Here is a 21,259-nt window from a genome sequence, read left to right as displayed (position 1 = left end):
TCAGGATGAAACACAGTTTAAATGCACACGAAGCTCGCGTTATTGGTTGCTTGCTGGAAAAACAGGTCACGACGCCGGAGCAATATCCAATGTCGCTCAATGGTGTGACGATTGCTTGTAATCAGAAAACCAACCGTGAGCCAGTGATGGAGTTATCAGAATCCGACGTGCAACAAACGTTGGATTTTTTGTTGAAAAAGCATCTTATCCGCACCCAAAGTGGTAATCGGGTAATGAAGTACGAACACCGTTTTTGTAATTCCGAGTTTGGTAATCTTAAATTCTCACCTGCTGAATTGGCCGTAATTACCACATTGTTACTGCGTGGCGCGCAGACACCGGGTGAATTACGTACTCGGACCAACCGAATGTATGAATTTGCGGATGTGGCAGAAACTGAAGCGGTGCTCACTCAATTATCCTTACGCGAAGATGGGCCTTTTGTGGTGCGTTTAGCGCGTGAGCCGGGTAAACGTGAGAGCCGCTTTATGCATCTTTTCAGTGGTGATATTGCGCCAATATCACCCGCAGAGGAAAGTGTAGAGGGAGGCTCGACGAATGGTCTTGAAGCCCGAGTGGCCCAACTTGAACAGCAGGTTGTGGTACTGACACGTCGTCTGGATGAAGTGCTGCTACAACTGGATGACTAATAAGGATGCTATGAACAAAAGCTCAGTGGGTAAAAAACTGCGAGTCGGTATCGTGGGGTTGGGGGGGATTGCGCAAAAGGCGTATTTACCTATTTTGACTCAAGCGCAGGATTGGCAGTTGGTTGGTGCTTTCTCCCCCAATCAGATCAAAGCTCAACCTATATGCGACAGTTACCGCATGCCTTATTTCTCACGGCTGGATACTTTAGCAGCGAACTGTGATGCTATTTTTGTCCACAGCAGCACAGCCAGCCATTTTCAGGTGGTGAGTGAGTTACTACAGGCGGGAATTCATGTTTATGTTGATAAACCACTGGCTGAAACCTTGGCGCAATCCGAGCAATTGATTGCGCTGGCGGCGAAACAACGCTTGGCCCTTATGGTGGGTTTTAATCGCCGCTTTTCTCCTTTGTATCAACAGCTTAAAAATAAAATGATACAGCCCGCATCTTTGCGCATGGAGAAACACCGCCAGAATGGTGTCGGGCCGAATGCAGTTCGTTTTACTCTGCTTGATGATTATTTGCATGTGGTCGATACCGCGTTATGGCTTGGCGGTGAGGCGGCAACGTTGCTGACAGGGTCTGTGCAGAGCAATGAGCATGGGCAAATGTTATACGCGGAGCACCACTTCCAGGCGGGTAATTGCTTAATCACCACCAGCATGCATCGCCATGCCGGCACTCAACGGGAAAGCGTGCAAGCTGTCAGCCCTGAAGCGTGTTATCAGATTACGGATATGCGCCAATGGCAGCAGGAGTCTGAGGGGCAGGTGATAAGCTTGCCTGCACCGGGTTGGCAAACGACGCTGGAGCAGCGGGGCTTTAGTGGTGCAGTGCATCACTTTATTGCGGCTGTCAGTCACCAAACTGCGCCACTCGTCTCTGGCGAAGACGCCATTTATGCGCAACGGATGATAGAGCGTATTTTGCAGCAATAAAAATACTCGCGTAAATAATAACGGGCCATTAATTTGTTACATCTATCTGTGGCTATTCAGTGTTGATTACGTAGACTAGCGCCAGTTTTATCATTCAAGTCTATTAGAAAAATCTATGAACCTATTGAAATCACTGGCAGCTGTCAGTTCCATGACCATGTTTTCCCGCGTATTGGGTTTTGCCCGCGATGCGATTGTGGCGCGGGTTTTTGGTGCGGGTATGGCAACGGATGCCTTTTTTGTGGCCTTTAAATTACCTAATTTATTACGGCGTATATTTGCTGAAGGGGCATTCTCTCAGGCTTTTGTCCCTATTTTAGCCGAATATAAAAGCCAGCAGGGTGAAGAGGCCACGCGAACCTTTGTCGCCTATGTATCGGGATTGCTCACACTGATTCTGGCCGTGGTGACGGTATTAGGGATGTTGGCAGCACCTTGGGTTATCTTTATAACGGCCCCCGGTTTTACCGACACGCCAGATAAGTTTGCGTTAACCTCCGCACTATTGCGGGTGACTTTTCCCTATATTTTGCTTATCTCATTGGCATCATTAGTGGGGGCGATTCTTAATACTTGGAACCGTTTCTCCATCCCGGCTTTTGCGCCAACATTCCTGAACATCAGCATGATCGGATTTGCCCTATTCGCTGCCCCTTATTTTAATCCTCCGGTGATGGCGTTGGCTTGGGCTGTCGTTGTCGGTGGGGTACTGCAACTGGGTTATCAACTTCCTCATTTAAAAAAGATAGGCATGTTGGTATTGCCGCGGTTGTCTTTGCATGATGCAGGTGTTTGGCGGGTTATGCGCCAGATGGGGCCTGCCATACTCGGGGTGTCCGTTAGCCAAATATCCCTCATTATCAATACTATTTTTGCATCCTTTTTGGTCTCAGGTTCAGTCTCGTGGATGTATTATGCCGACCGCTTAATGGAGTTCCCATCGGGGGTGTTAGGGGTGGCCTTGGGGACGATTCTGCTGCCCTCACTGGCAAAAAGCTTCTCCAGTGGCAACCATGATGAATACTCAAAACTGATGGATTGGGGTTTGCGTCTGTGTTTCTTGTTGGCATTGCCAAGTGCAGTTGCCTTGGGCATTTTAGCGAAACCGCTGGTGGTTTCGCTATTCCAATATGGCAAATTCAGTGCTTTTGATGCCGCGATGACGCAGCGTGCGCTGGTGGCTTACTCTGTGGGGCTGATGGGCCTGATAGTAGTGAAGGTGCTGGCACCGGGTTTTTACTCGCGCCAGAACATTAAAACGCCGGTCAAGATTGCGATTATCACACTGATAATTACCCAGATAATGAACTTGATTTTCATCGGCCCACTCAAACATGCTGGCCTATCTCTGTCGATTGGCTTGGGGGCATGTCTGAATGCCAGCTTGCTATATTGGCAGTTGCGCAAGCAGGACATTTTCCAGCCGCAGCCAGGTTGGGCGCTGTTCTTGATGAAATTGGTTATTGGTGTCGCAGTGATGTCTGCGGTGTTACTGGCATTGCTGTGGGTGATGCCAGCTTGGGATATCGGGGGAATGGCGTACCGTTTGTTACGGTTGTCTGGCATCGTGGTGGCGGGGGTGATTGCTTACTTTGGAGCACTCGCTTTACTTGGATTTAAACTGCGTGATTTTGCTCGCAGAACGAATTGATTTTTCAGCAATAAAAAAGGCCCTTTGGGGCCTTTTTTGTCACTTAGTGATGAGAAACTACATCCGCTCAACCGTTTGGATGCCTAAAGTGTCTAACCCTTGCTTCAGGGTTTTTGCTGTCAGCATGGCCAACTTCAAACGGCTCTGGCGGCTTTCCTCACTTTCTGCATTCAGAATCTGGCAATGCTCATAGAAGCTTGAGAACAAGCCCGCCAGATCATACAGATAAGAGCACATCACATGGGGTGTGCCTTCGCGGGCAACGGTGGTGATGACTTCTTCAAACTGGAGTAGGCGAGTCGCCAATGCAGCTTCGCGATCTTCAGTTATCACAAGGGGTAACGTCAGGCTATTTTCATCAATACCCGCGCGTTTAAATACGGAAACCACACGAGTATAAGCATATTGCATATAAGGCGCTGTATTGCCATCCAGTGCCAGCATGTTATCCCAATCAAAAATGTAGTCAGTAGTCCGACTTTTTGACAGATCGGCATATTTCACTGCACCGATACCAACAGCTTCAACCACCTGTTTCAGTTCATCCGCTGGCATGTCAGGATTTTTCTCAGCAATCAACTTGCCAGCACGTTCAATGGCTTCATCCAGCAAATCGGAGAGCTTAACGGTGCCGCCAGAGCGGGTCTTAAATGGCTTGCCATCTTTGCCCAGCATCATGCCAAACATATGGTGCTCTAGTGGTACTGACTCTGGCACATAGCCGGCTTTGCGAACGATGGTCCAAGCTTGCATAAGGTGCTGGTGCTGGCGAGTGTCGATATAGTAGAGCACACGGTCGGCGCCCAGAGTTTCGTAGCGATATTTCGCACAGGCGATGTCGGTAGTGGTATAGAGGTAGCCGCCATCTTTTTTCTGGATGATGACTCCCATTGGCTCGCCGTCTTTGTTCTTATACTCATCCAAATAGACGACCGTTGCGCCTTCACTTTCTACTGCCAAACCTTTAGCTTTCAGGTCGGCAACAATGCCAGGCAGCATCGAGTTATACAGGCTTTCACCCATCACATCGTCTTTGGTCAAAGTGACATTGAGGCGGTCATAGGCAATCTGATTTTGCGCCATGGTGATATCCACCAATTTACGCCACATCTGACGGCAATATTCGTCACCACTTTGCAGTTTCACTACATAAGCTCGGGCGCGTTGGGCAAATTCTTCATCTTCGTCGTAGGTTTTTTTGGCCTGCTGATAGAACAGTTCCAGATCAGATAACCCCATGTCACTGGCGTTTTCATTCTGCATCTTTTCCAGATAAGCAATCAGCATGCCGAACTGGGTACCCCAGTCGCCGACATGGTTGGCGCGAATAACATTGTGGCCTAAGAATTCTAAGGTACGTACTGCGGCATCACCAATGATAGTCGAACGTAAGTGGCCCACGTGCATCTGTTTTGCCACATTGGGTGCGGAGTAATCGACCACAATCGTTTGTGGTTCAACTGGCGCAACGCCCAATTTAGGGGCTGTCAGCGCGTGTTCTACCTTGCTGGCAATCCATTGGCGATCAAGGAAAATATTGATAAAACCGGGACCGGCAATTTCAACCTTGCTGGCAATGCCGTCAAGATCGAGTAATTCAATGACTTTTTCTGCCAGTTGTCGGGGTTGCATGCCAAGTTTTTTGGCAACGGCCATGACACCGTTAGCTTGATAATCGCCAAATTGCGCTTTGGCAGATTGGCGAACTTGAGCTTCGCTACCTGCTGGAGCACCTGCTGCAATCAGCGCCTGGCTGACTTTATCTGAGAGAAGAGCCTGAATATTCACCGGGTTACCTTAATTACGCACAAAAGACACATGAATGATGCACAAGGGCATCTTCGTGCCAGTTAATTCAAACGGGGACAGAACCCGACACCATAGAATAATCATAGCGGTGTCCGGGGCTGGCAGCACGTTAGTCACAAGATGGCAGGATTTATACCATATTTGCCCCTCGACGTCAGCATCAGGGCCGCGGTTGCGGTTAATCTATTTAGAGGATGAATCAACTGGTGATTTTATTAGCAATGAATGAGGTACAGTCATAAAACAGTCAGATTAAATATGGCTGATCAGTGCTAATAACTGTAGATTATGGCCGCTTCACATTTATAAGGGGAATAAAATGAGCAGCCTGAATGATATCGCTGAATTACAGGATTTATTAACAGATTTGCCGCGCTTTGAACAAAAATTGGCTATTTTTGCGGCCAAATTAAATCTGAATTTGGCGCAATTCAACGCTGACCATATTTCATTACGCTGTCATCAAACGGAAACGGCGCAACGCTGGCGCAACGGATTACAACAGTGCGGTAATTTGATGTCCGAGACACAGATTAATGGGCGGCCAATTATTTTATTCGATTTAGCGCAGTCGCTCGCGATAGGCCCATGGCAAATTGACTGTATCGAGTTACCCTATCCCGGAAAGACTTACTATCCTCATGAGGGCTGGGAGCATGTTGAACTGGTCTTGCCCGGCGATCCGCAAACCCTTTACACGCGCGCACTGGCTTTATTGCCAACGATATTACCTGAGGGAATAAAGACTAAATTTAGCTCCCCTCAAGGGGAACATGAACGTTTGGCTAACCCAACACTGGCGGTGAGTGATGGCGAAATAACGATCAAGTTTCATCCTTACACTTTGCGACAAATCGTCGATAGCGAACGCAATGACTAACGTATATGGGTTATTTATTTCAATACCGACTATCACTTATGGTTATCACTGTGACTGACATCTACTCATGGAATCGAAATGAGTGTCATAGTGAATGCTGAGTGTGTCTGATTAAATTCTGTTTTAGCTTAAGAGATATATTTAGCATTTAATTTATTCAATATTGTAATTATTTAAAGCTAACTTATATGCCAATAAATAATTTTGGTATATGCACTGTCGCAGTGGCATCCATCAAACGGGGGAGAGAATGACTACATTGGAAATTTGTTGCTATAGCGTTGATTGCGCGCAGGTAGCAGAAAAGGCAGGAGCCGACCGGATTGAATTATGCTGCGGCCAGTCCGAAGGGGGCTTAACGCCGAGCATCGGTGCATTAATGCAAGCCAGAGAGACAGTTAACATTCCGGTTCATCCGATTGTGCGTCCTCGTGGCGGCGACTTCTGTTACAGCAAGAATGATTTTGACATCATTAAAAATGATGTCGCACGAATTCGTGATATGGGTTTTGCCGGCGTGGTGGTCGGAATGTTGGATAACGATGGACATATTGACATACCTCGGATGAAGGAAATCATGTCCATCAGTGGCCATCTGGCGGTGACATTCCATCGCGCATTTGACATGTGTCAGAACCCCATGGTTGCACTGCAGCAATTGGCGGAGCTTAAGGTGGCGCGAATTTTAACCTCTGGCCAGCAACAAAATGCCGAGTTAGGATTGGCATTATTGAAAGATTTGGTTGCAGCAACTCAAAAACAGGGGCCAATTATCATGGCCGGAGCCGGGGTCCGCCTGACCAATATGCAAAAATTTATTGATGCGGGTATCCGAGAACTGCACAGTTCTGCCGGGCATACGGTACCTTCAACAATGAAATATCGTAAAGCCGGCGTCACCATGTGTGCGGATAGCGATGTTGATGAGTTTGCTCATTATTGTGTGGATGGACGAGTCGTTGAAGCAATGAAGGATTTGTTGGTGTTAGGCGCGCCGCTGCCTGAGAGCGCGTAGCCCCTGCGGCCTTGGCGCTACAGCGTTGTTAGCGGCGTTCACTCACCCGAATCACTGACCAGAGTCAGTTCATCGGGATTTGCTCACTGGCTGCCTAGCTGTAACACCAATGACTTTGGGGCTTGCCCTGCGGCCTTGGCGCTACAGCGTTGTTAGCGGGGTTCACTCACCCGAATCACTGACCAGAGTCAGTTCATCGGGATTTGCTCACTGGCTGCCTAGCTGTAACACCAATGACTTTGGGGCTTGCCCTGCGGCCTTGGCGCTACAGCGTTGCGGCACATCAAACTACCCCCGACCATTAGGCCGGGGTTTTCTTTAGGGTTTGCGGGCGATCAATACTGCTCTAAGTGGGGCAGGATAGCCCTCTACGGTTTTGCTTGGATCATTTGGGTCAAGAAATTCCGCTAATGACTCGCTGGTCATCCAGTCGGTACGGCGTTGCTCATCCGTGGTGGTCACTGCCATATCGACGATTCTGACATCGACAAACCCGCATTTCTCCAGCCAAGCTTTCAAGGCTGACGCCGATGGAATAAAGTACACATTGCGCATCTGAGCGTAACGATCACCGGGGACTAATACCTGCTGGCTATCACCTTCAACCACTAACGTCTCAAGGACCAGCTCTCCTTCGCTAACTAGTTGATTTTTCAGTTGGTAGAGATGATCTAAGGGAGAACGACGGTGATACAGTACGCCCATAGAAAAGACGGTATCAAACGCCGCCAGTTCAGGTAGCTGTTCAATTCCCAGCGGCAACACGTGGGCGCGCTGATCACCTCCCAGTAGCTTGCGAATAGCCTCAAACTGGCATAAAAACAGTTGCATTGGGTCAATGCCAACTGCTAAATGGGCACCTTCACCCACCATGCGCCAAAGGTGATAACCACTACCACAGCCGACATCCAGGATTGTGCGCCCTGCCAGTGGGCTGATATGCGGTAATACGCGCTGCCATTTCCAGTCGGAACGCCATTCGGTATCAATATCTAGCCCATAGAGTGAGAAAGGGCCTTTGCGCCATGGCATCAGGGCGCGCAACATATTCTCCATCCCTTCACGTTGACCGGCAGAGATCGGCGGGGACATTTCTGCCCGCACACCATCGCGCAAATCAAGCGAAGTGGGGGTGAGTGTGGGTAAATGCTCGACTGCATTGAACCAGGTTTTAAACTTACCGTGCAAGGATTCTCGCTGCCAGGCACTGAGCTGGGCGGGCAGGGTATCTAGCCATGGACTTAATGGGCCTTTAGCTATCAGCCGGTAAAAATCGCCAAATTCAATCATTGCGCCGCTCCCGCTTTTAAGGCAATCAACGAGCCAAAATTAAAGCATTGAAACCAAACTTCGGCATGTTCGAAACCGGCCTGATGTAGGCGGTTTTTATGGGTTTCAACCGAATCGGTCAACATGACATTCTCCAACATGCTGCGCTTTTGGCTGATCTCCAGTTCGCTGTAACCATTGGCGCGCTTGAAATCGAGGTGCATATTAAATAGCAGCTCGCCAATATCATTATCTTCAAAATTAAACTTCTCTGATAACACTAAAGCCCCACCCGGGCGCAATCCTTGATAGACCTGATTGAGTAGCCGCTGGCGATCTGCTGGTTCAAGAAATTGTAGAGTGAAGTTAAGTACCACCATGGAGGCGTTTTCTAACTTGATATCGAGAATATCCGACTCCACCACATCTACCGGTGTTTCTGCCCGGAAAGCATCAATATGACGGCGGCAGCGCTCGACCATGGCCGGTGAGTTATCCACGGCAATGATTTTGCAACCTTCAGCCTTAATATTACGGCGCATTGACAGTGTGGCCGCACCCAGTGAACAGCCGAGATCATAAATCTGGCTATTGGGCTGCACAAAACGCTCCGCCAACATGCCAATCATCGAGATGATGTTGGAATAACCGGGAACCGATCGCTGGATCATATCAGGAAAGACTTCAGCGACTTTTTCGTCGAAAGTCCAGTCACCTAACTTGGCAATAGGGGCGGCAAACAGGCTATCACGCTGCGGCTCTGTTGCCCCAGACTGAAGGCGTGGTGCATCGTTTTGAGATTGGGTGTCGTGATTTGGCATGACTGTCATTGGCATTAACAAGAAATTAAAGGCGCATATTGTAACAGAAAACCGAGCAGATAAGCGCAATAAACCGAATGGAGGGAATAGATAACTGAGGGCTGACATGAAGGCGGCGTTAAGCCGCCAAAACTAACAATGTTCCGATTGCAGGTGCTCGGAACAGATAATGCGGTGATACCTATCAAGTCAGACTAAAAATCTGATCCCAAGGTAAATAGTAAATATTAGCAATAACCATCAATATTAAAGAAACATAGGTGGCGCTCATCCCCGAGCGGCGCCAGCGAATTTCGCGATGGCGTAAGCCATAATAATGTAACAGTCGGCCCACGATCAGCATCAATCCACAAATATGGATCATCCACGTCTCAGCACCGTTCATTTCCATCATAATGAGCAAAATGACAGCAATAGGAATATATTCTACGGCGTTGCCATGTACACGAATGGCGGTTTGTAATTCATAAAAACCGCCGTCGCCATAAGCGACTCGGTACTGATTTCTCAATTTAACCACATCAAATGAAAGCTTGATCAATAACAGTGCGCCCAACACGACATAAAGCGAGCTAACCATTTTTAACTCCATTGCCCAACCATAGACTGGCTGAATAATGATAACTGTCTACACGGTTACTGTCGCTAGAAAAAATGGATGGAAGCACATTTCTTAATACCCAGTTTAGTGTTTGGAAAGATAAGCTTGCGAATGTATTACAGACATTGTCAGGTGAGTCACTCCGCTTTGGAGCAAAAAACAAACAAAAAAGATTAAAACAGTGCATCTTGCTCTGGCCAATCTGGTGCGGGGGGCAGAGTAGCAATCACTCCCGCTAATTGCTGCCAGATTTTTTGTGCTTGCTGCGGCGAGTCGCTGTTATCAGGCGTGTGGATGAAAACAAAAGGCTGATATTGCTGCTCCCACAGTGGCAGTTTTTGTAACCACGGAGAAAATAAAGCTAAATTCTCTTCCAATTGATCGCCCCCAATGAAACGCACTAAAGGTTGCTCGCCAGTGACAAGAGCATGTACCGGCAAACGAGGTTTTTTGCTTTGTGCATCCCGTACGGCAATGGTGGTGGGTTTGGCTGCATGAATAGGGCGGCTGTCTAACATTACGCGATTAACTGTTCGCTGATGTAAACCTTGATTGAGTGCGCGTTCTGCGGCCCCTTTAGCGAAAAACTCCGGATGACGTACTTCCACACCATAATGGAAGCCTGCGGGTAATTTATCGATAAATTGCCATAGACGGTTTAGTTCATTTGGGCCGAACGCTGCGGGCAGTTGTAACCATAATTGGCCAATACGGTCATGCAGTGGTGATAAGCATTGATAAAACGCGTGTAGCTCTTTATCACAGTCACGCAGGGCTGCCTGATGGCTAATAGCCGCAGGGAATTTAAAACAAAAACGGAAACTATCCGGGGTCATATCACGCCAGCGTTGGGTTATTTCCAGCCGTGGCAATGCATAGAAAGTAGTATTTCCTTCGACACAATTAAAGTAGCGGCTATAGTCTGCCAAATCCTTGATACCCAGACGATTCCAGGTTGGGTGTTGCCATTGCGGCAGTCCAATGTACATTTTTTACCCTTCCTATTTGCTGCTACAGCGTTGTTGGCTACATTCGCTCACCCGAATCACTGACCAGTGTCAGCTCATCGGGATTTGCTCATTTGCCGCCTAGCTGTAACACCAAATACTTTGGGTAAACTTTTTTATTTGCTGCTACAGCGTTGTTGGCTACATTCGCTCACCCGAATCACTGACCAGTGTCAGCTCATCGGGATTTGCTTATTTGCCGCCTAGCTGTAACACCAAATACTTTGGGTAAACTTTTTTATTTGCTGCTACAGCGTTGTTGGCTACATTCGCTCACCCGAATCACTGACCAGTGTCAGCTCATCGGGATTTGCTTATTTGCCGCCTAGCTGTAACACCAAATACTTTGGGTAAACTTTTTTTATTTGCTGCTACAGCGTTGTTGGCTACATTCGCTCACCTGAATCACTGACCAGTGTCAGCTCATCGGGATTTACTTATTTGCCGCCTAGCTGTAACACCAAATATGTTGGGTAAACTTTTTATTTGTGGTTACAGAATGAGTTAGCGGTATTAGACCGATAGAATTTATCGTCACTCACTCAGTGCTGCAAGAATTTCACTGCTACTACGCACGCGGGATATCCGAGGGAAGATATTATTGACTGCAAATAGCTGCATTTCAGTGCTCGCTGTACTGCAACCGTCTTCTGCAATCACTAATTCATAACCGCGCTCCCAAGCGTCCCGAGCGGTAGATTCAACACCAATATTAGTGGCAATACCCGCCAATACGATGGTTTTAATGCCTCGGCGTCGTAGCTGCAAATCTAAATCTGTGCCGTAGAATGCTCCCCACTGATGTTTTATGACTTTAATATCGTGTTCAGTGACCGCTAATGCTTCAGGAAACGTCCACCATGATTCGGGTAAACCCCCAGCGGGAGGCGGGCTTGGCTGATCAACGGGCTGTTTAAGTGCCTCGGCAAATGAATCAGACCAGCCCACACGAACGAAAACGACCGGTGCGCCTAACTCCCGGAATTTATTCGCTAGACGAGCATTGGTCGTAATAACCTGCTCTGCACTGTAGGGGCCTTTGGCAAAGGGCAAGATCCCTTGTTGCAAATCAATCAGTACCAGCGCGGTGGTTTTTGCATCAATTATCATGGTGTTGTGCCTCAATTTGACGGGTAGAAACCCAGATGGCCAATTTTTTCTGTCGACCAGTTTATGCCAACAGATGTTATCGGGCAGTCTTTACGAGGAGATAAATTTGTTAAATGATGTGTTAAAACACCGTTGAAAGAGATTTTGTCGTCTCTGAGCTGTGCGTTCGCTCTTATCTATGCCACGAAATTCCTTTATAATGGCCCCCTTTTTTCAACACTCTTTAATCTATAAATACCTATGCCAATCTATGAATATGAGTGTAGCGCTTGCAACCATCGATTAGAGAAACTGCAAAAATTTTCCGACGCGCCACTGACTCAATGTCCCGCGTGTCATCAGCCCGCGTTATCGAAACTTATCTCTGCGGCCGGTTTTCAATTGAAAGGCACCGGTTGGTATGCGACAGATTTCAAGCCGGGCAGTAAGAGCAAACCAGATAATAAGAGTAAACCAGACAGTAGTAGCTGAGGCTCGAATCAGGGCTCATCAGAAAACAGCCGCACGGACAGTACATAACGCGTGCGGCATCGGCTGAGTAAAAGGATATTGTATGCGTACTGAGTATTGTGGGCAGTTGAATCTGTCTCATGTGGGCCAAGAAGTGACTCTTTGTGGCTGGGTTAACCGTCGTCGTGACTTGGGTGGCCTGATTTTTATTGATATGCGCGATCGCGAAGGTATTGTTCAAGTATTCTTCGATCCGGACCATAAAGCGGCCTATGAGCAAGCTTCTGAGCTGCGTAATGAGTTCTGTATTCAGATTACCGGTACTGTGCGTGCGCGTCCTGACAGCCAAATCAATAAAGATATGTCTACCGGTGAAGTGGAAATCTTTGCCAACGCATTGAATATTATTAACCGTTCTGAGCCATTGCCGTTGGACTCTAATCAGACCAACAGCGAAGAGCAGCGCCTGAAATATCGCTATCTGGACTTGCGCCGTCCAGAAATGGCTGACCGCCTGAAGACCCGCGCTAAAATTACCAGCTTCGTACGCCGCTTTATGGACAGCCATGGTTTCTTGGATATTGAAACCCCAATGCTGACCAAAGCAACCCCTGAAGGTGCCCGTGACTATCTGGTGCCAAGCCGCGTACATAAAGGCAAATTCTATGCTTTGCCACAGTCACCACAGCTGTTCAAACAGTTGCTGATGATGTCAGGTTTTGACCGCTATTATCAAATTGTAAAATGCTTCCGTGATGAAGACTTGCGTGCTGACCGCCAGCCTGAATTTACTCAGATTGATGTGGAAACCTCTTTCATGACCGCCGATCAAGTGCGTGAAGTGATGGAGAAACTGGTCCGTGAGTTGTGGCAGGAAACCAAAGGTATTGACCTGGGTGATTTCCCGGTGATGACGTTTGCCGAAGCAATGCGTCGCTATGGTTCTGATAAGCCGGACTTGCGTAATCCACTGGAATTAGTGGATGTCGCGGATCTGGTTAAAGATGTTGAATTTAAAGTCTTCTCTGGCCCAGCGAATGATGCCAAAGGCCGTGTTGCGGCACTGCGTGTACCCGGTGGCGCTCAGGTAACTCGTAAGCAAATTGATGAATACACACAGTTTGTCAGCATCTATGGCGCGAAAGGCTTGGCATGGCTGAAAGTGAACGACCGTGCTGCGGGTGTTGAAGGCGTGCAAAGCCCGGTGGCGAAATTCCTCAGTGCAGACGTGCTGGACGCTATTCTGGTACGTACTCAGGCTGAAAGCGGCGATATTCTATTCTTTGGCGCAGATAGCGACAAAGTCGTGACTGACGCAATGGGCGCACTGCGTCTAAAAGTGGGCCGTGACCTGCAACTGACTCAGTTGGGGGCATGGGCACCATTGTGGGTTGTTGATTTCCCAATGTTTGAAGACGACAGTGAAGGTGGCTTGACCGCCATGCACCATCCGTTCACTGCGCCTAAAGATATGAGCCCGGAACAATTGGCTGCGGCACCAACTACCGCTATCGCCAATGCTTACGATATGGTCATTAATGGCTATGAAGTCGGTGGGGGTTCGGTACGTATTCACCGGACTGAAATGCAGCAGCAAGTCTTCGGTATTCTGGGTATCAATGAACATGAACAACGTGAGAAGTTTGGCTTCTTGCTCGATGCATTGAAATACGGCACCCCACCACACGCCGGCCTGGCTTTTGGCCTAGACCGCCTAGTGATGCTGCTGACCGGCACCGATAACATTCGTGATGTCATTGCCTTCCCGAAAACCACTGCTGCGGCTTGTCTGATGACTGATGCGCCAAGCTTTGCTAATCCTGCCTCACTGCAAGAGCTGTCTATCAGCGTCGTGGCGAAGAAAGGGGCAACAGATAGCGTGGAAGAAGAGAATCAGTAATGAACTATAAATGCCCCGAATCGATACTGGCGGTTATTTATGCCAGATCGAGTGGTCGGGTGCTGATGTTGCAACGGCGTGATGATCCTGATTTTTGGCAGTCGGTGACCGGCAGTCTGGAAGAGGGGGAAACCCCGTTGCAAACCGTGCAGCGCGAAGTAAAGGAAGAGGTCGGCATTGATATACTGGGTGAAAACCTTGAGTTGATCGACTGCCAACGCTGCGTGGAATTTGAAATATTTGTGCATTTTCGTCATCGCTATGCACCGGGAATTACGCGGAATAAAGAACATTGGTTCTGTTTGGCGTTACCTGAAGAGCGGGATGTGGTGATTACCGAACACCTTGCTTATCAGTGGTTAGATGCTGTGGAGGCCGCAGCATCGACCAAGTCCTGGAGTAATCAGCAAGCGATTGAAGAGTTTGTTATTTAATTCCCGTCTATCCCCAGAGTTATTGGAGTGACAAGTCGGTAGCAACCCATCAGGTTTCGATGATCTGACATGAGTAAGTGATTTGGGCGAATGAGGGTTGTTAACACCGCTGTGGCTTTTAGTACGAAGGGGATAATTAGGCTATTTTGGAGATACTTATTTATGGCAGGTCATAGTAAATGGGCCAACACAAAACACCGCAAAGCAGCGCAGGATGCCAAACGCGGTAAGATTTTCACTAAAATTATTCGTGAATTGGTTACCGCCGCACGTCTAGGTGGTGGTGATCCGGGTGCGAATCCACGTTTACGTGCAGCTATCGATAAAGCATTGTCGAATAACATGACGCGTGACACCCTGAACCGCGCAATTGCGCGTGGTGTCGGTGGTGACGAAGATAACAACATGGAAACGATCATTTACGAAGGCTATGGCCCAGGCGGTACTGCCGTGATGGTCGAATGTTTAAGTGATAACCGTAACCGTACCGTATCTGAAGTCCGCCATGCATTCACCAAAACAGGTGGCAATTTAGGAACGGATGGCTCAGTTTCTTATCTGTTCACCAAAAAAGGTGTCATTTCATATGCTCCGGGTTTGGAAGAAGATGCAGTGATGGACGCAGCATTAGAAGCAGGTGCAGATGATATTGTGGTCTATGACGACGGTGCTATTGACGTGTTCACTGCTTGGGAATCGCTGGGTGCCGTAAAAGATGCATTGGATGCCGCAGGGCTGGTGGCCGAGGGCGCTGAAGTCTCATTGATTCCATCAACCAAAGCAGACTTGGATGCTGAAACCGCACCAAAACTGTTACGTTTGATTGATATGCTGGAAGACTCTGATGATGTGCAAGAGGTTTACCACAATGGTGAAATCTCTGATGAAGTCGCAGCTACCCTGTAAATCATCATCCACTCATCCGACTCTTTACCGCTATCAGTCATCCTCTCTGGCCGCATTTGTGGCCAGAGCTTTTTATGTAAAAAGGTAAATAAGCTGGTATGGCGATCGTATTAGGCATCGATCCCGGTTCTCGTGTCACCGGTTATGGCGTGATTCGCCAGCAAGGTCGTCAGCTCACCTATCTGGGCAGCGGCTGTATTCGCACTGTTGTTGACGATATGCCTACTCGCCTGAAGTTAATATATGCAGGCGTGACTGAAATCATCACCCAATTTCAGCCCGACTTTTTTGCCATTGAACAAGTGTTTATGGCGAAAAATCCAGACTCGGCATTAAAACTGGGGCAGGCACGTGGCGCGGCGATTGTGGCTGCGGTAAATCTAAATCTGCCGGTTTCCGAATATGCCGCCCGTCAGGTCAAACAGACGGTCGTTGGTACTGGCGCGGCTGAAAAAAGTCAGGTTCAGCACATGGTCCGTTCGCTGCTGAAACTGCCAGCAAACCCACAGGCGGATGCCGCTGATGCCTTGGCAATTGCGATTACCCACTGCCATCTTAGCCAAAACACGGTGCGACTGGGTGATAGCCAATTGGTGATGGCCCGTGGTCGTTTGCGCTAATATTGTGCAACGGTGCGCAAAGACAGTATAAAGGTAGGCCAATCACTGAGGCTGGATATCCATCCAGCTTTTTTTATGCTATAAACAGCCATGTTTGATAAGCGATAACATCATTTATAAGCAAGGAGAGAGTTAACGTGATAGGGCGCCTCAGAGGTATTATTCTGGAAAAACAGCCGCCGCTGGTGCTGCTGGAAACAAACGGCGTTGGCTATGAAGTTCAACTGCCAATGACGTGCTTTTATGAGCTGCCAGATCTGGGGCAAGAAGCCATTATTTTCACCCAGTTTGTGGTGCGCGAAGATGCTCAACTGCTGTATGGATTTAATGATAAGCAGGAGCGAGCGTTATTTCGCGAGCTGATCAAAGTGAATGGTGTGGGGCCGAAATTGGCATTAGCCATTCTCTCTGGTATGTCGGCACAACAATTTGTGGCTGCGGTTGAACGAGAAGACATTACCACGCTGGTGAAATTACCCGGTGTCGGCAAGAAAACTGCGGAGCGGTTGGTGGTCGAAATGAAAGACCGCTTTAAAGGTCTTAATGGTGATTTGTTCAATAATACTGGTGATATCCAGTTGCCGGCCAGTGCATCGCAAAACTCTGATGCAGATATCGAAGCTGAAGCTGTTTCTGCGCTAGTGGCTTTAGGTTATAAACCACAAGAAGCCAGCCGTTTAGTTAGCAAAATAGCAAAACCGGGTGCAGATTGTGAAACCCTAATTCGTGATGCCCTGCGCGCCGCGTTGTAGAACTTATAGGGGCTAAGGATGATTGAAGCAGACCGCCTGATCTCTGCGGGTGTTATCAGTGATGAAGAGAGTATTGACCGGGCTATCCGCCCTAAACTGTTGGCAGAATATGTCGGGCAGCCTCACGTCCGTGAGCAAATGGAAATCTTCATTCAGGCGGCTAAACAGCGTGGTGATGCGCTTGACCATGTATTGATCTTTGGTCCGCCGGGGCTGGGTAAAACCACATTGGCGAATATTGTTGCCAATGAGATGGGGGTAAATCTGCGGACAACCTCTGGCCCAGTGCTGGAAAAAGCGGGTGATTTAGCGGCGATGCTCACTAATTTGGAGCCTCACGATGTCTTATTTATTGATGAGATTCACCGTTTATCTCCTGTGGTAGAAGAAATACTTTACCCGGCGATGGAAGACTATCAACTGGATATCATGATTGGTGAAGGCCCGGCTGCCCGTTCAATTAAATTAGATTTACCGCCATTCACTCTGATTGGCGCGACGACGCGAGCAGGATCGCTGACCTCTCCATTACGCGATCGATTTGGCATTGTGCAGCGGCTCGAGTTTTATCAAGTAGCCGATTTAGAACATATCGTTTCGCGTAGTGCTAAGTGTTTGGGGTTGGACTTAACCCCGGAAGGAGCACACCAATTGGCACGTCGCTCAAGGGGAACCCCTCGAATCACCAACCGGTTGCTACGGCGTGTGCGTGATTTTGCTGAAGTTAGGGCTGATGGTGCGATTAACGGTGATGTCGCGATGAAAGCGCTGGATATGTTGAATGTCGACGCTGAAGGGTTTGATTTTATGGACCGTAAGCTTTTGCTGGCTGTTATTGACAAATTTATGGGTGGTCCGGTGGGGCTAGATAATCTGGCCGCCGCTATTGGCGAAGAGCGAGAAACCATAGAGGATGTCTTGGAACCGTATTTAATCCAGCAAGGTTTTATTCAGCGAACCCCTCGTGGGCGTATTGCCACCAACCATGCGTATAAACATTTTGGTATCACTCGTGAAGAGTAAGCCTTGTCGACGTAGGGCTGAGACAGTCTCAGCCCTGAGGGTGACTATTTTCAGACTGTAACTTTCTCGGCGATCGGAGTATTAATCATTCGATTGAGCCATGGGATCAGTAGTGCCATAACCACCGCAATAACCAGTGTAACGATGCCTATTTTGCCAAATACATCGGTATAAATAGGTAGTGTCTCCAGTGGATCCGTTATCCCCTCCGGTGTCGCTGTAAAGGTCGCAACATAACCGCCAATCAGAAATGATGCTGCTTGTGTCAGGAACCACATCCCCAGAATAAAGCCCATCAAATATTGTGGAACCAGAGCTGCAACCATGGCGAGGCCCAATGCACTGATCATCAACTCTCCTAAACTCTGGAATAAGTAAACCAGGACAATAAACCAAGGTGAGGTCAGACCTTGCGCATCAGCAAACCACATTCCGGCAGCGGCGGCGGTCAGGAATCCCAGTGAACATAAAAACATCCCTAACGTAAATTTTGCCGGCATGGACAGATCGCGATCTTTACTGCCTAATCGAGTATAAATTGAGGCTAAAATCGGGCTGGCGACCACCACCCAGAAAGGGTTCAGCGCTTGGAAGCTAACGGGGTTAATATTAAATCCAAGAATCTCATGATGAACATTATTAATAGCGAAGAAGTTCAGTGAGGTGGGCATCTGCGCATACAAAACATAAAAAACGATAGCTTCAATCATCAAAATAAAAGCCACGAACATTTTATTACGACCAAGTTGATCCTGTTTTAATGCTTCTTTAAAGAAGATGCATACCACAACCAGTGATAAGACGATCAGCACCAGATTGGCAATGATGACATGGTTCATCAACCAAGCGCAGACGCATATCATCACTACTGTCCCGGCTAACACTAATAACAGATTCCGCCAATTTAAGGGTTTTGCATCTGGCTCAGAACCAATATCACGCACCATATGGCGGCAGCAGAAGTAAACCAAGAGAGCAAAAATCAAACCAACACCACATAAATAATAGGTGATGGTGTAACCGAAGCGTTCAGCGATAACCGGTGCCAATGACAACGACAACAGAGAACCAATATTGATCGACATATAAAACAGCGTAAAGGCCCCATCTAGTCGCGGGTCTTTAGGCGGATAACATTTTGAGAGTAGGCTCGCAGGATTGGCTTTAAATAAACCATTCCCCACGGCGATAGTGCCTAGTGCGAAGAAAATCAGATTGGGTTGATACAATGATAGGCCGGTGGCGAAATACCCAATAGCCAACACCACAGCACCTAGCACCATGGTGCGTTTGGTCCCCAAGAGATGGTCACCCACGTACCCACCAATGGAGATCAAACCGTAAACTAGCGCGGCAAAAGCGCCAAAAGTAACGAATGCCTGTTCCTGTGAGAAACCTAATTGCTTGACGAAGAAAACAGCAAGAATACCTTGAACACCGTAATAACCGAATCTCTCCCACAACTCGACAAAAAAGATCATAAAGAACGGTTTGGGCTGCTGAAGTAAACCCGTTGGGGTGGTTCTATCCATGATTGGTCGCCTCTGCACAATAGTTATTCTACGAAAATGAGGAGCGTACAAGGCCTATGCAGAGACGTAGATGTATCTGCATAATCATTATAATGCTCATGGTATTGAGTGTTATGCAGGGTATTACACTGCATATGCATTGTATTTGATCACACTAATTAAAATATAAAAATCAGAATTGATGCTTATTGGCGAGAGTAAATAATATGGTGTGAAGAATACTAATGGGGAGAGAGGAGAACTGGGGTTTATCAATATAAACCCCATCGATGAATAAATTATCCGCGCGCTTTCTGTGACAGGCTAAGTACAAACATGGCGGCAGCACAAAGCACCACCGAAGGCCCAGCAGGAGTATCATACAAAGCGGAGAAGGTTAGCCCTCCTGTCACGGCAATAATGCCAATACCGATGGCGATACCTGCCATTTGCTCAGGTGTCCGGGCAAAACGGCGCGCGGCTGCGGCAGGGATTATCAACAATGAAGTAATAATGAGTGCACCAACAAATTTCATCGATAATCCAATTGTTAATGCGGTTACCAGCATCAACAGCATTCTGACTCGCTCCAGATTAACCCCATCCACGTGGGCCAGTTCCGGGCTAATCGTCATTGATAGCAGTGCTCGCCATTGCCAACACAACACCCCAAGAACTACAACTACGCCTGCGGCAATCAGCCAGATGTCACTCAGTGTTACGGAAAGCAGGTCGCCAAACAGATAGGCCATTAAATCAACCCGCACATTGTGCATCAGGCTAACGACCACCAAACCCAGTGATAATGCACTGTGAGCCATAATTCCCAATAACGTATCGACAGCCAGTTGTGGCCGACGCTCCAACCACACCAAAATCAGCGCCAATACCATGGTCATCACAATCACGGCATAGAATGGATTGATATTGAGCAGTAAACCAAACGCAACGCCTAGTAAAGAAGCGTGCGCCAAAGTATCGCCAAAATAGGACATCCGACGCCAGACGACAAAAGACCCCAATGGGCCAGCCGCCGTTGCTAACAACACTCCTGCTAGCCAGCCTGGCAGTAATAATTCAATCATGCGTCACGACTCCCGCTGTTCTTCAAAATAATCTTCCCGTGTAAATCATGACGATGATTATGGTGATGACGATAAACAGCTAACTGTTCAGCTCCGCGATTGCCAAACATGGCGATAAATTCAGGGTGGGTTGAAACCACTTCTGGTGCGCCGGAACAGCAAATATGTTGGTTAAGGCACAATACTTCATCCGTTTTTGCCATCACCAAATGCAAGTCATGGGAGACCATCAAAACAGCGCATCCCAACTCTTTACGCAATTGTTCAATTAAGTCATATAGCGCTAATTGCCCATTAACATCAACACCTTGCGTTGGTTCATCCAATACTAATAATTGCGGGCGATTAAGTAAGGCACGGGCCAGCAATACTCGTTGGTTTTCGCCACCAGACAATTTCTGCATGGGCTGGTCCAATAAATGAGCAGCATGCACCCGCTTTAGCGCTGGCAGAATATCCGCTTTTTTGACGCCAGGTTTCAACCGCATAAAACGGCTTACGGTCAGTGGCAAAGTAGCATCCAAATGAAGTTTTTGCGGGACATAGCCAATGCGTAGGCCAGGTTCTCGAATCAGCGTGCCACTGGTGGGGGCGATAAGCCCGAGCACCACGCGAACCAATGTTGATTTACCTGCACCATTTGGCCCAAGCAGAGTGAGAATTCTTCCCGGACGCAGAGAAAGGGAAATATCATTTAGTACCCGTCGACTACCAAAAGTGACGGATATCTTATTTAAAGAGACCAATGTGGACATGATGATTACGTTTGCAGAACCGAGTGAATGTTATAATATTACGCTTTACCCATCAAAACGTCGAGAATTC

21 protein-coding genes are annotated in these 21,259 nt (G+C 48.0%); 12 read left to right on the top strand and 9 right to left on the bottom strand.

Features of this window, described 5'->3' with window-relative positions:
* Positions 1–5: 5 nt before the first annotated feature.
* From ACIOG0_RS12225 to murJ, 3 genes are all read left to right on the top strand, one after another.
* Positions 6–650: a YceH family protein gene (locus tag ACIOG0_RS12225; RefSeq protein WP_050098183.1), complete on the top strand. Its 645-nt coding sequence runs from the start codon at positions 6–8 to the stop codon at positions 648–650.
* Positions 643–1,590, top strand: a complete 948-nt coding sequence (locus tag ACIOG0_RS12220; protein WP_145581824.1) for a Gfo/Idh/MocA family protein — start codon at positions 643–645, stop codon at positions 1,588–1,590. The genes ACIOG0_RS12225 and ACIOG0_RS12220 overlap by 8 nt, the downstream gene beginning before the upstream one ends.
* 115 nt (positions 1,591–1,705) lie before the next feature.
* A complete protein-coding gene (gene murJ / locus ACIOG0_RS12215; protein WP_050139539.1) occupies positions 1,706–3,241 on the top strand; it encodes a murein biosynthesis integral membrane protein MurJ in 1,536 nt (511 codons plus the stop codon).
* A 57-nt stretch (positions 3,242–3,298) separates the two neighbouring features.
* Here the strand turns inward: murJ and argS are convergent, their stop codons facing one another.
* Positions 3,299–5,029 carry an arginine--tRNA ligase gene (gene argS, locus ACIOG0_RS12210; protein ID WP_050098180.1) on the bottom strand — a complete coding sequence of 577 codons (1,731 nt, stop codon included), beginning with the start codon at positions 5,027–5,029 and terminating at the stop codon, positions 3,299–3,301.
* A 340-nt stretch (positions 5,030–5,369) separates the two neighbouring features.
* Here argS and ACIOG0_RS12205 point away from each other — a divergent pair, with 340 nt between their 5' ends.
* Positions 5,370–5,930, top strand: coding sequence for a VOC family protein (locus tag ACIOG0_RS12205; protein WP_050098179.1), 561 nt, complete (start codon positions 5,370–5,372; stop codon positions 5,928–5,930).
* A 250-nt stretch (positions 5,931–6,180) separates the two neighbouring features.
* Positions 6,181–6,945, top strand: coding sequence for a copper homeostasis protein CutC (gene cutC, locus ACIOG0_RS12200; protein WP_050098178.1), 765 nt, complete (start codon positions 6,181–6,183; stop codon positions 6,943–6,945).
* A 318-nt stretch (positions 6,946–7,263) separates the two neighbouring features.
* Here the strand turns inward: cutC and cmoB are convergent, their stop codons facing one another.
* The 5 genes from cmoB to ACIOG0_RS12175 all read right to left on the bottom strand — a co-directional run bounded on the left by cmoB (position 7,264) and on the right by ACIOG0_RS12175 (position 11,753).
* On the bottom strand, positions 7,264–8,235 hold the full coding sequence (gene cmoB, locus ACIOG0_RS12195; RefSeq protein ID WP_050098177.1) for a tRNA 5-methoxyuridine(34)/uridine 5-oxyacetic acid(34) synthase CmoB: 972 nt from the start codon (positions 8,233–8,235) through the stop codon (positions 7,264–7,266).
* Positions 8,232–9,035: a carboxy-S-adenosyl-L-methionine synthase CmoA gene (gene cmoA, locus ACIOG0_RS12190; protein ID WP_050296375.1), complete on the bottom strand. Its 804-nt coding sequence runs from the start codon at positions 9,033–9,035 to the stop codon at positions 8,232–8,234. The genes cmoB and cmoA overlap by 4 nt, the downstream gene beginning before the upstream one ends.
* 184 nt (positions 9,036–9,219) lie before the next feature.
* Complete coding sequence (locus ACIOG0_RS12185) at positions 9,220–9,615, bottom strand: MAPEG family protein (RefSeq protein ID WP_032817126.1); 396 nt, start codon at positions 9,613–9,615, stop codon at positions 9,220–9,222.
* A gap of 194 nt (positions 9,616–9,809) precedes the next feature.
* The gene (locus ACIOG0_RS12180; RefSeq protein ID WP_050098176.1) at positions 9,810–10,625 is read right to left on the bottom strand and encodes a DUF72 domain-containing protein; all 816 of its coding nucleotides are present in this window, start codon (positions 10,623–10,625) and stop codon (positions 9,810–9,812) included.
* A gap of 552 nt (positions 10,626–11,177) precedes the next feature.
* Positions 11,178–11,753, bottom strand: a complete 576-nt coding sequence (locus tag ACIOG0_RS12175) for a hydrolase (RefSeq protein ID WP_050101144.1) — start codon at positions 11,751–11,753, stop codon at positions 11,178–11,180.
* Between the two features lie 240 nt (positions 11,754–11,993).
* Between ACIOG0_RS12175 and ACIOG0_RS12170 the strand changes: the two genes are divergently transcribed.
* The 7 genes from ACIOG0_RS12170 (at position 11,994) to ruvB (ending at position 17,838) form a co-directional block, all read left to right on the top strand.
* The gene (locus tag ACIOG0_RS12170; protein ID WP_072086732.1) at positions 11,994–12,224 is read left to right on the top strand and encodes an FmdB family zinc ribbon protein; all 231 of its coding nucleotides are present in this window, start codon (positions 11,994–11,996) and stop codon (positions 12,222–12,224) included.
* An 82-nt stretch (positions 12,225–12,306) separates the two neighbouring features.
* A complete protein-coding gene (gene aspS, locus ACIOG0_RS12165) occupies positions 12,307–14,103 on the top strand; it encodes an aspartate--tRNA ligase (RefSeq protein ID WP_050101145.1) in 1,797 nt (598 codons plus the stop codon).
* Complete coding sequence (gene nudB / locus ACIOG0_RS12160) at positions 14,103–14,537, top strand: dihydroneopterin triphosphate diphosphatase (protein ID WP_050296474.1); 435 nt, start codon at positions 14,103–14,105, stop codon at positions 14,535–14,537. Before aspS ends, nudB begins: the two co-directional genes overlap by 1 nt.
* 162 nt (positions 14,538–14,699) lie before the next feature.
* Positions 14,700–15,443 carry a YebC/PmpR family DNA-binding transcriptional regulator gene (locus ACIOG0_RS12155; RefSeq protein ID WP_050101147.1) on the top strand — a complete coding sequence of 248 codons (744 nt, stop codon included), beginning with the start codon at positions 14,700–14,702 and terminating at the stop codon, positions 15,441–15,443.
* A gap of 98 nt (positions 15,444–15,541) precedes the next feature.
* The gene (ruvC, locus tag ACIOG0_RS12150) at positions 15,542–16,063 is read left to right on the top strand and encodes a crossover junction endodeoxyribonuclease RuvC (protein ID WP_050101148.1); all 522 of its coding nucleotides are present in this window, start codon (positions 15,542–15,544) and stop codon (positions 16,061–16,063) included.
* Positions 16,064–16,200: 137 nt separating this feature from the next.
* Positions 16,201–16,815 (top strand): Holliday junction branch migration protein RuvA, encoded by a 615-nt coding sequence (gene ruvA / locus ACIOG0_RS12145; protein ID WP_050101149.1) that lies wholly within the window; start codon positions 16,201–16,203, stop codon positions 16,813–16,815.
* Positions 16,816–16,833: 18 nt separating this feature from the next.
* The gene (ruvB, locus tag ACIOG0_RS12140) at positions 16,834–17,838 is read left to right on the top strand and encodes a Holliday junction branch migration DNA helicase RuvB (protein ID WP_050101150.1); all 1,005 of its coding nucleotides are present in this window, start codon (positions 16,834–16,836) and stop codon (positions 17,836–17,838) included.
* 50 nt (positions 17,839–17,888) lie between these two features.
* Here the strand turns inward: ruvB and dtpB are convergent, their stop codons facing one another.
* The 3 genes from dtpB to znuC form a co-directional block, all read right to left on the bottom strand.
* Positions 17,889–19,370, bottom strand: a complete 1,482-nt coding sequence (dtpB, locus tag ACIOG0_RS12135) for a dipeptide/tripeptide permease DtpB (protein ID WP_128450976.1) — start codon at positions 19,368–19,370, stop codon at positions 17,889–17,891.
* A 278-nt stretch (positions 19,371–19,648) separates the two neighbouring features.
* The gene (gene znuB / locus ACIOG0_RS12130; protein ID WP_050101152.1) at positions 19,649–20,434 is read right to left on the bottom strand and encodes a zinc ABC transporter permease subunit ZnuB; all 786 of its coding nucleotides are present in this window, start codon (positions 20,432–20,434) and stop codon (positions 19,649–19,651) included.
* On the bottom strand, positions 20,431–21,189 hold the full coding sequence (znuC, locus tag ACIOG0_RS12125) for a zinc ABC transporter ATP-binding protein ZnuC (protein WP_050101153.1): 759 nt from the start codon (positions 21,187–21,189) through the stop codon (positions 20,431–20,433). Before znuC ends, znuB begins: the two co-directional genes overlap by 4 nt.
* Positions 21,190–21,259: the final 70 nt, after the last annotated feature.

The organism is Yersinia vastinensis (assembly GCF_044905075.1).
GTDB lineage: Bacteria > Pseudomonadota > Gammaproteobacteria > Enterobacterales > Enterobacteriaceae > Yersinia > Yersinia vastinensis.
The sequence above is the reverse complement of the archived record's forward strand: the minus strand, read 5'-3'. Positions and strand labels throughout refer to the sequence as shown.

Coding starts and splice junctions, on each gene's coding strand:
- ACIOG0_RS12225 (WP_050098183.1), top strand. CDS start 6: ATGAAACACAGTTTAAATGCACACGAAGCTCGCGTTATTGGTTGCTTG.
- ACIOG0_RS12220 (WP_145581824.1), top strand. CDS start 643: ATGACTAATAAGGATGCTATGAACAAAAGCTCAGTGGGTAAAAAACTG.
- murJ (WP_050139539.1), top strand. CDS start 1,706: ATGAACCTATTGAAATCACTGGCAGCTGTCAGTTCCATGACCATGTTT.
- ACIOG0_RS12205 (WP_050098179.1), top strand. CDS start 5,370: ATGAGCAGCCTGAATGATATCGCTGAATTACAGGATTTATTAACAGAT.
- cutC (WP_050098178.1), top strand. CDS start 6,181: ATGACTACATTGGAAATTTGTTGCTATAGCGTTGATTGCGCGCAGGTA.
- cmoB (WP_050098177.1), bottom strand. CDS start 8,235: ATGATTGAATTTGGCGATTTTTACCGGCTGATAGCTAAAGGCCCATTA.
- cmoA (WP_050296375.1), bottom strand. CDS start 9,035: ATGCCAAATCACGACACCCAATCTCAAAACGATGCACCACGCCTTCAG.
- ACIOG0_RS12185 (WP_032817126.1), bottom strand. CDS start 9,615: ATGGTTAGCTCGCTTTATGTCGTGTTGGGCGCACTGTTATTGATCAAG.
- ACIOG0_RS12180 (WP_050098176.1), bottom strand. CDS start 10,625: ATGTACATTGGACTGCCGCAATGGCAACACCCAACCTGGAATCGTCTG.
- ACIOG0_RS12175 (WP_050101144.1), bottom strand. CDS start 11,753: ATGATAATTGATGCAAAAACCACCGCGCTGGTACTGATTGATTTGCAA.
- ACIOG0_RS12170 (WP_072086732.1), top strand. CDS start 11,994: ATGCCAATCTATGAATATGAGTGTAGCGCTTGCAACCATCGATTAGAG.
- aspS (WP_050101145.1), top strand. CDS start 12,307: ATGCGTACTGAGTATTGTGGGCAGTTGAATCTGTCTCATGTGGGCCAA.
- nudB (WP_050296474.1), top strand. CDS start 14,103: ATGAACTATAAATGCCCCGAATCGATACTGGCGGTTATTTATGCCAGA.
- ACIOG0_RS12155 (WP_050101147.1), top strand. CDS start 14,700: ATGGCAGGTCATAGTAAATGGGCCAACACAAAACACCGCAAAGCAGCG.
- ruvC (WP_050101148.1), top strand. CDS start 15,542: ATGGCGATCGTATTAGGCATCGATCCCGGTTCTCGTGTCACCGGTTAT.
- ruvB (WP_050101150.1), top strand. CDS start 16,834: ATGATTGAAGCAGACCGCCTGATCTCTGCGGGTGTTATCAGTGATGAA.
- dtpB (WP_128450976.1), bottom strand. CDS start 19,370: ATGGATAGAACCACCCCAACGGGTTTACTTCAGCAGCCCAAACCGTTC.
- znuB (WP_050101152.1), bottom strand. CDS start 20,434: ATGATTGAATTATTACTGCCAGGCTGGCTAGCAGGAGTGTTGTTAGCA.
- znuC (WP_050101153.1), bottom strand. CDS start 21,189: ATGTCCACATTGGTCTCTTTAAATAAGATATCCGTCACTTTTGGTAGT.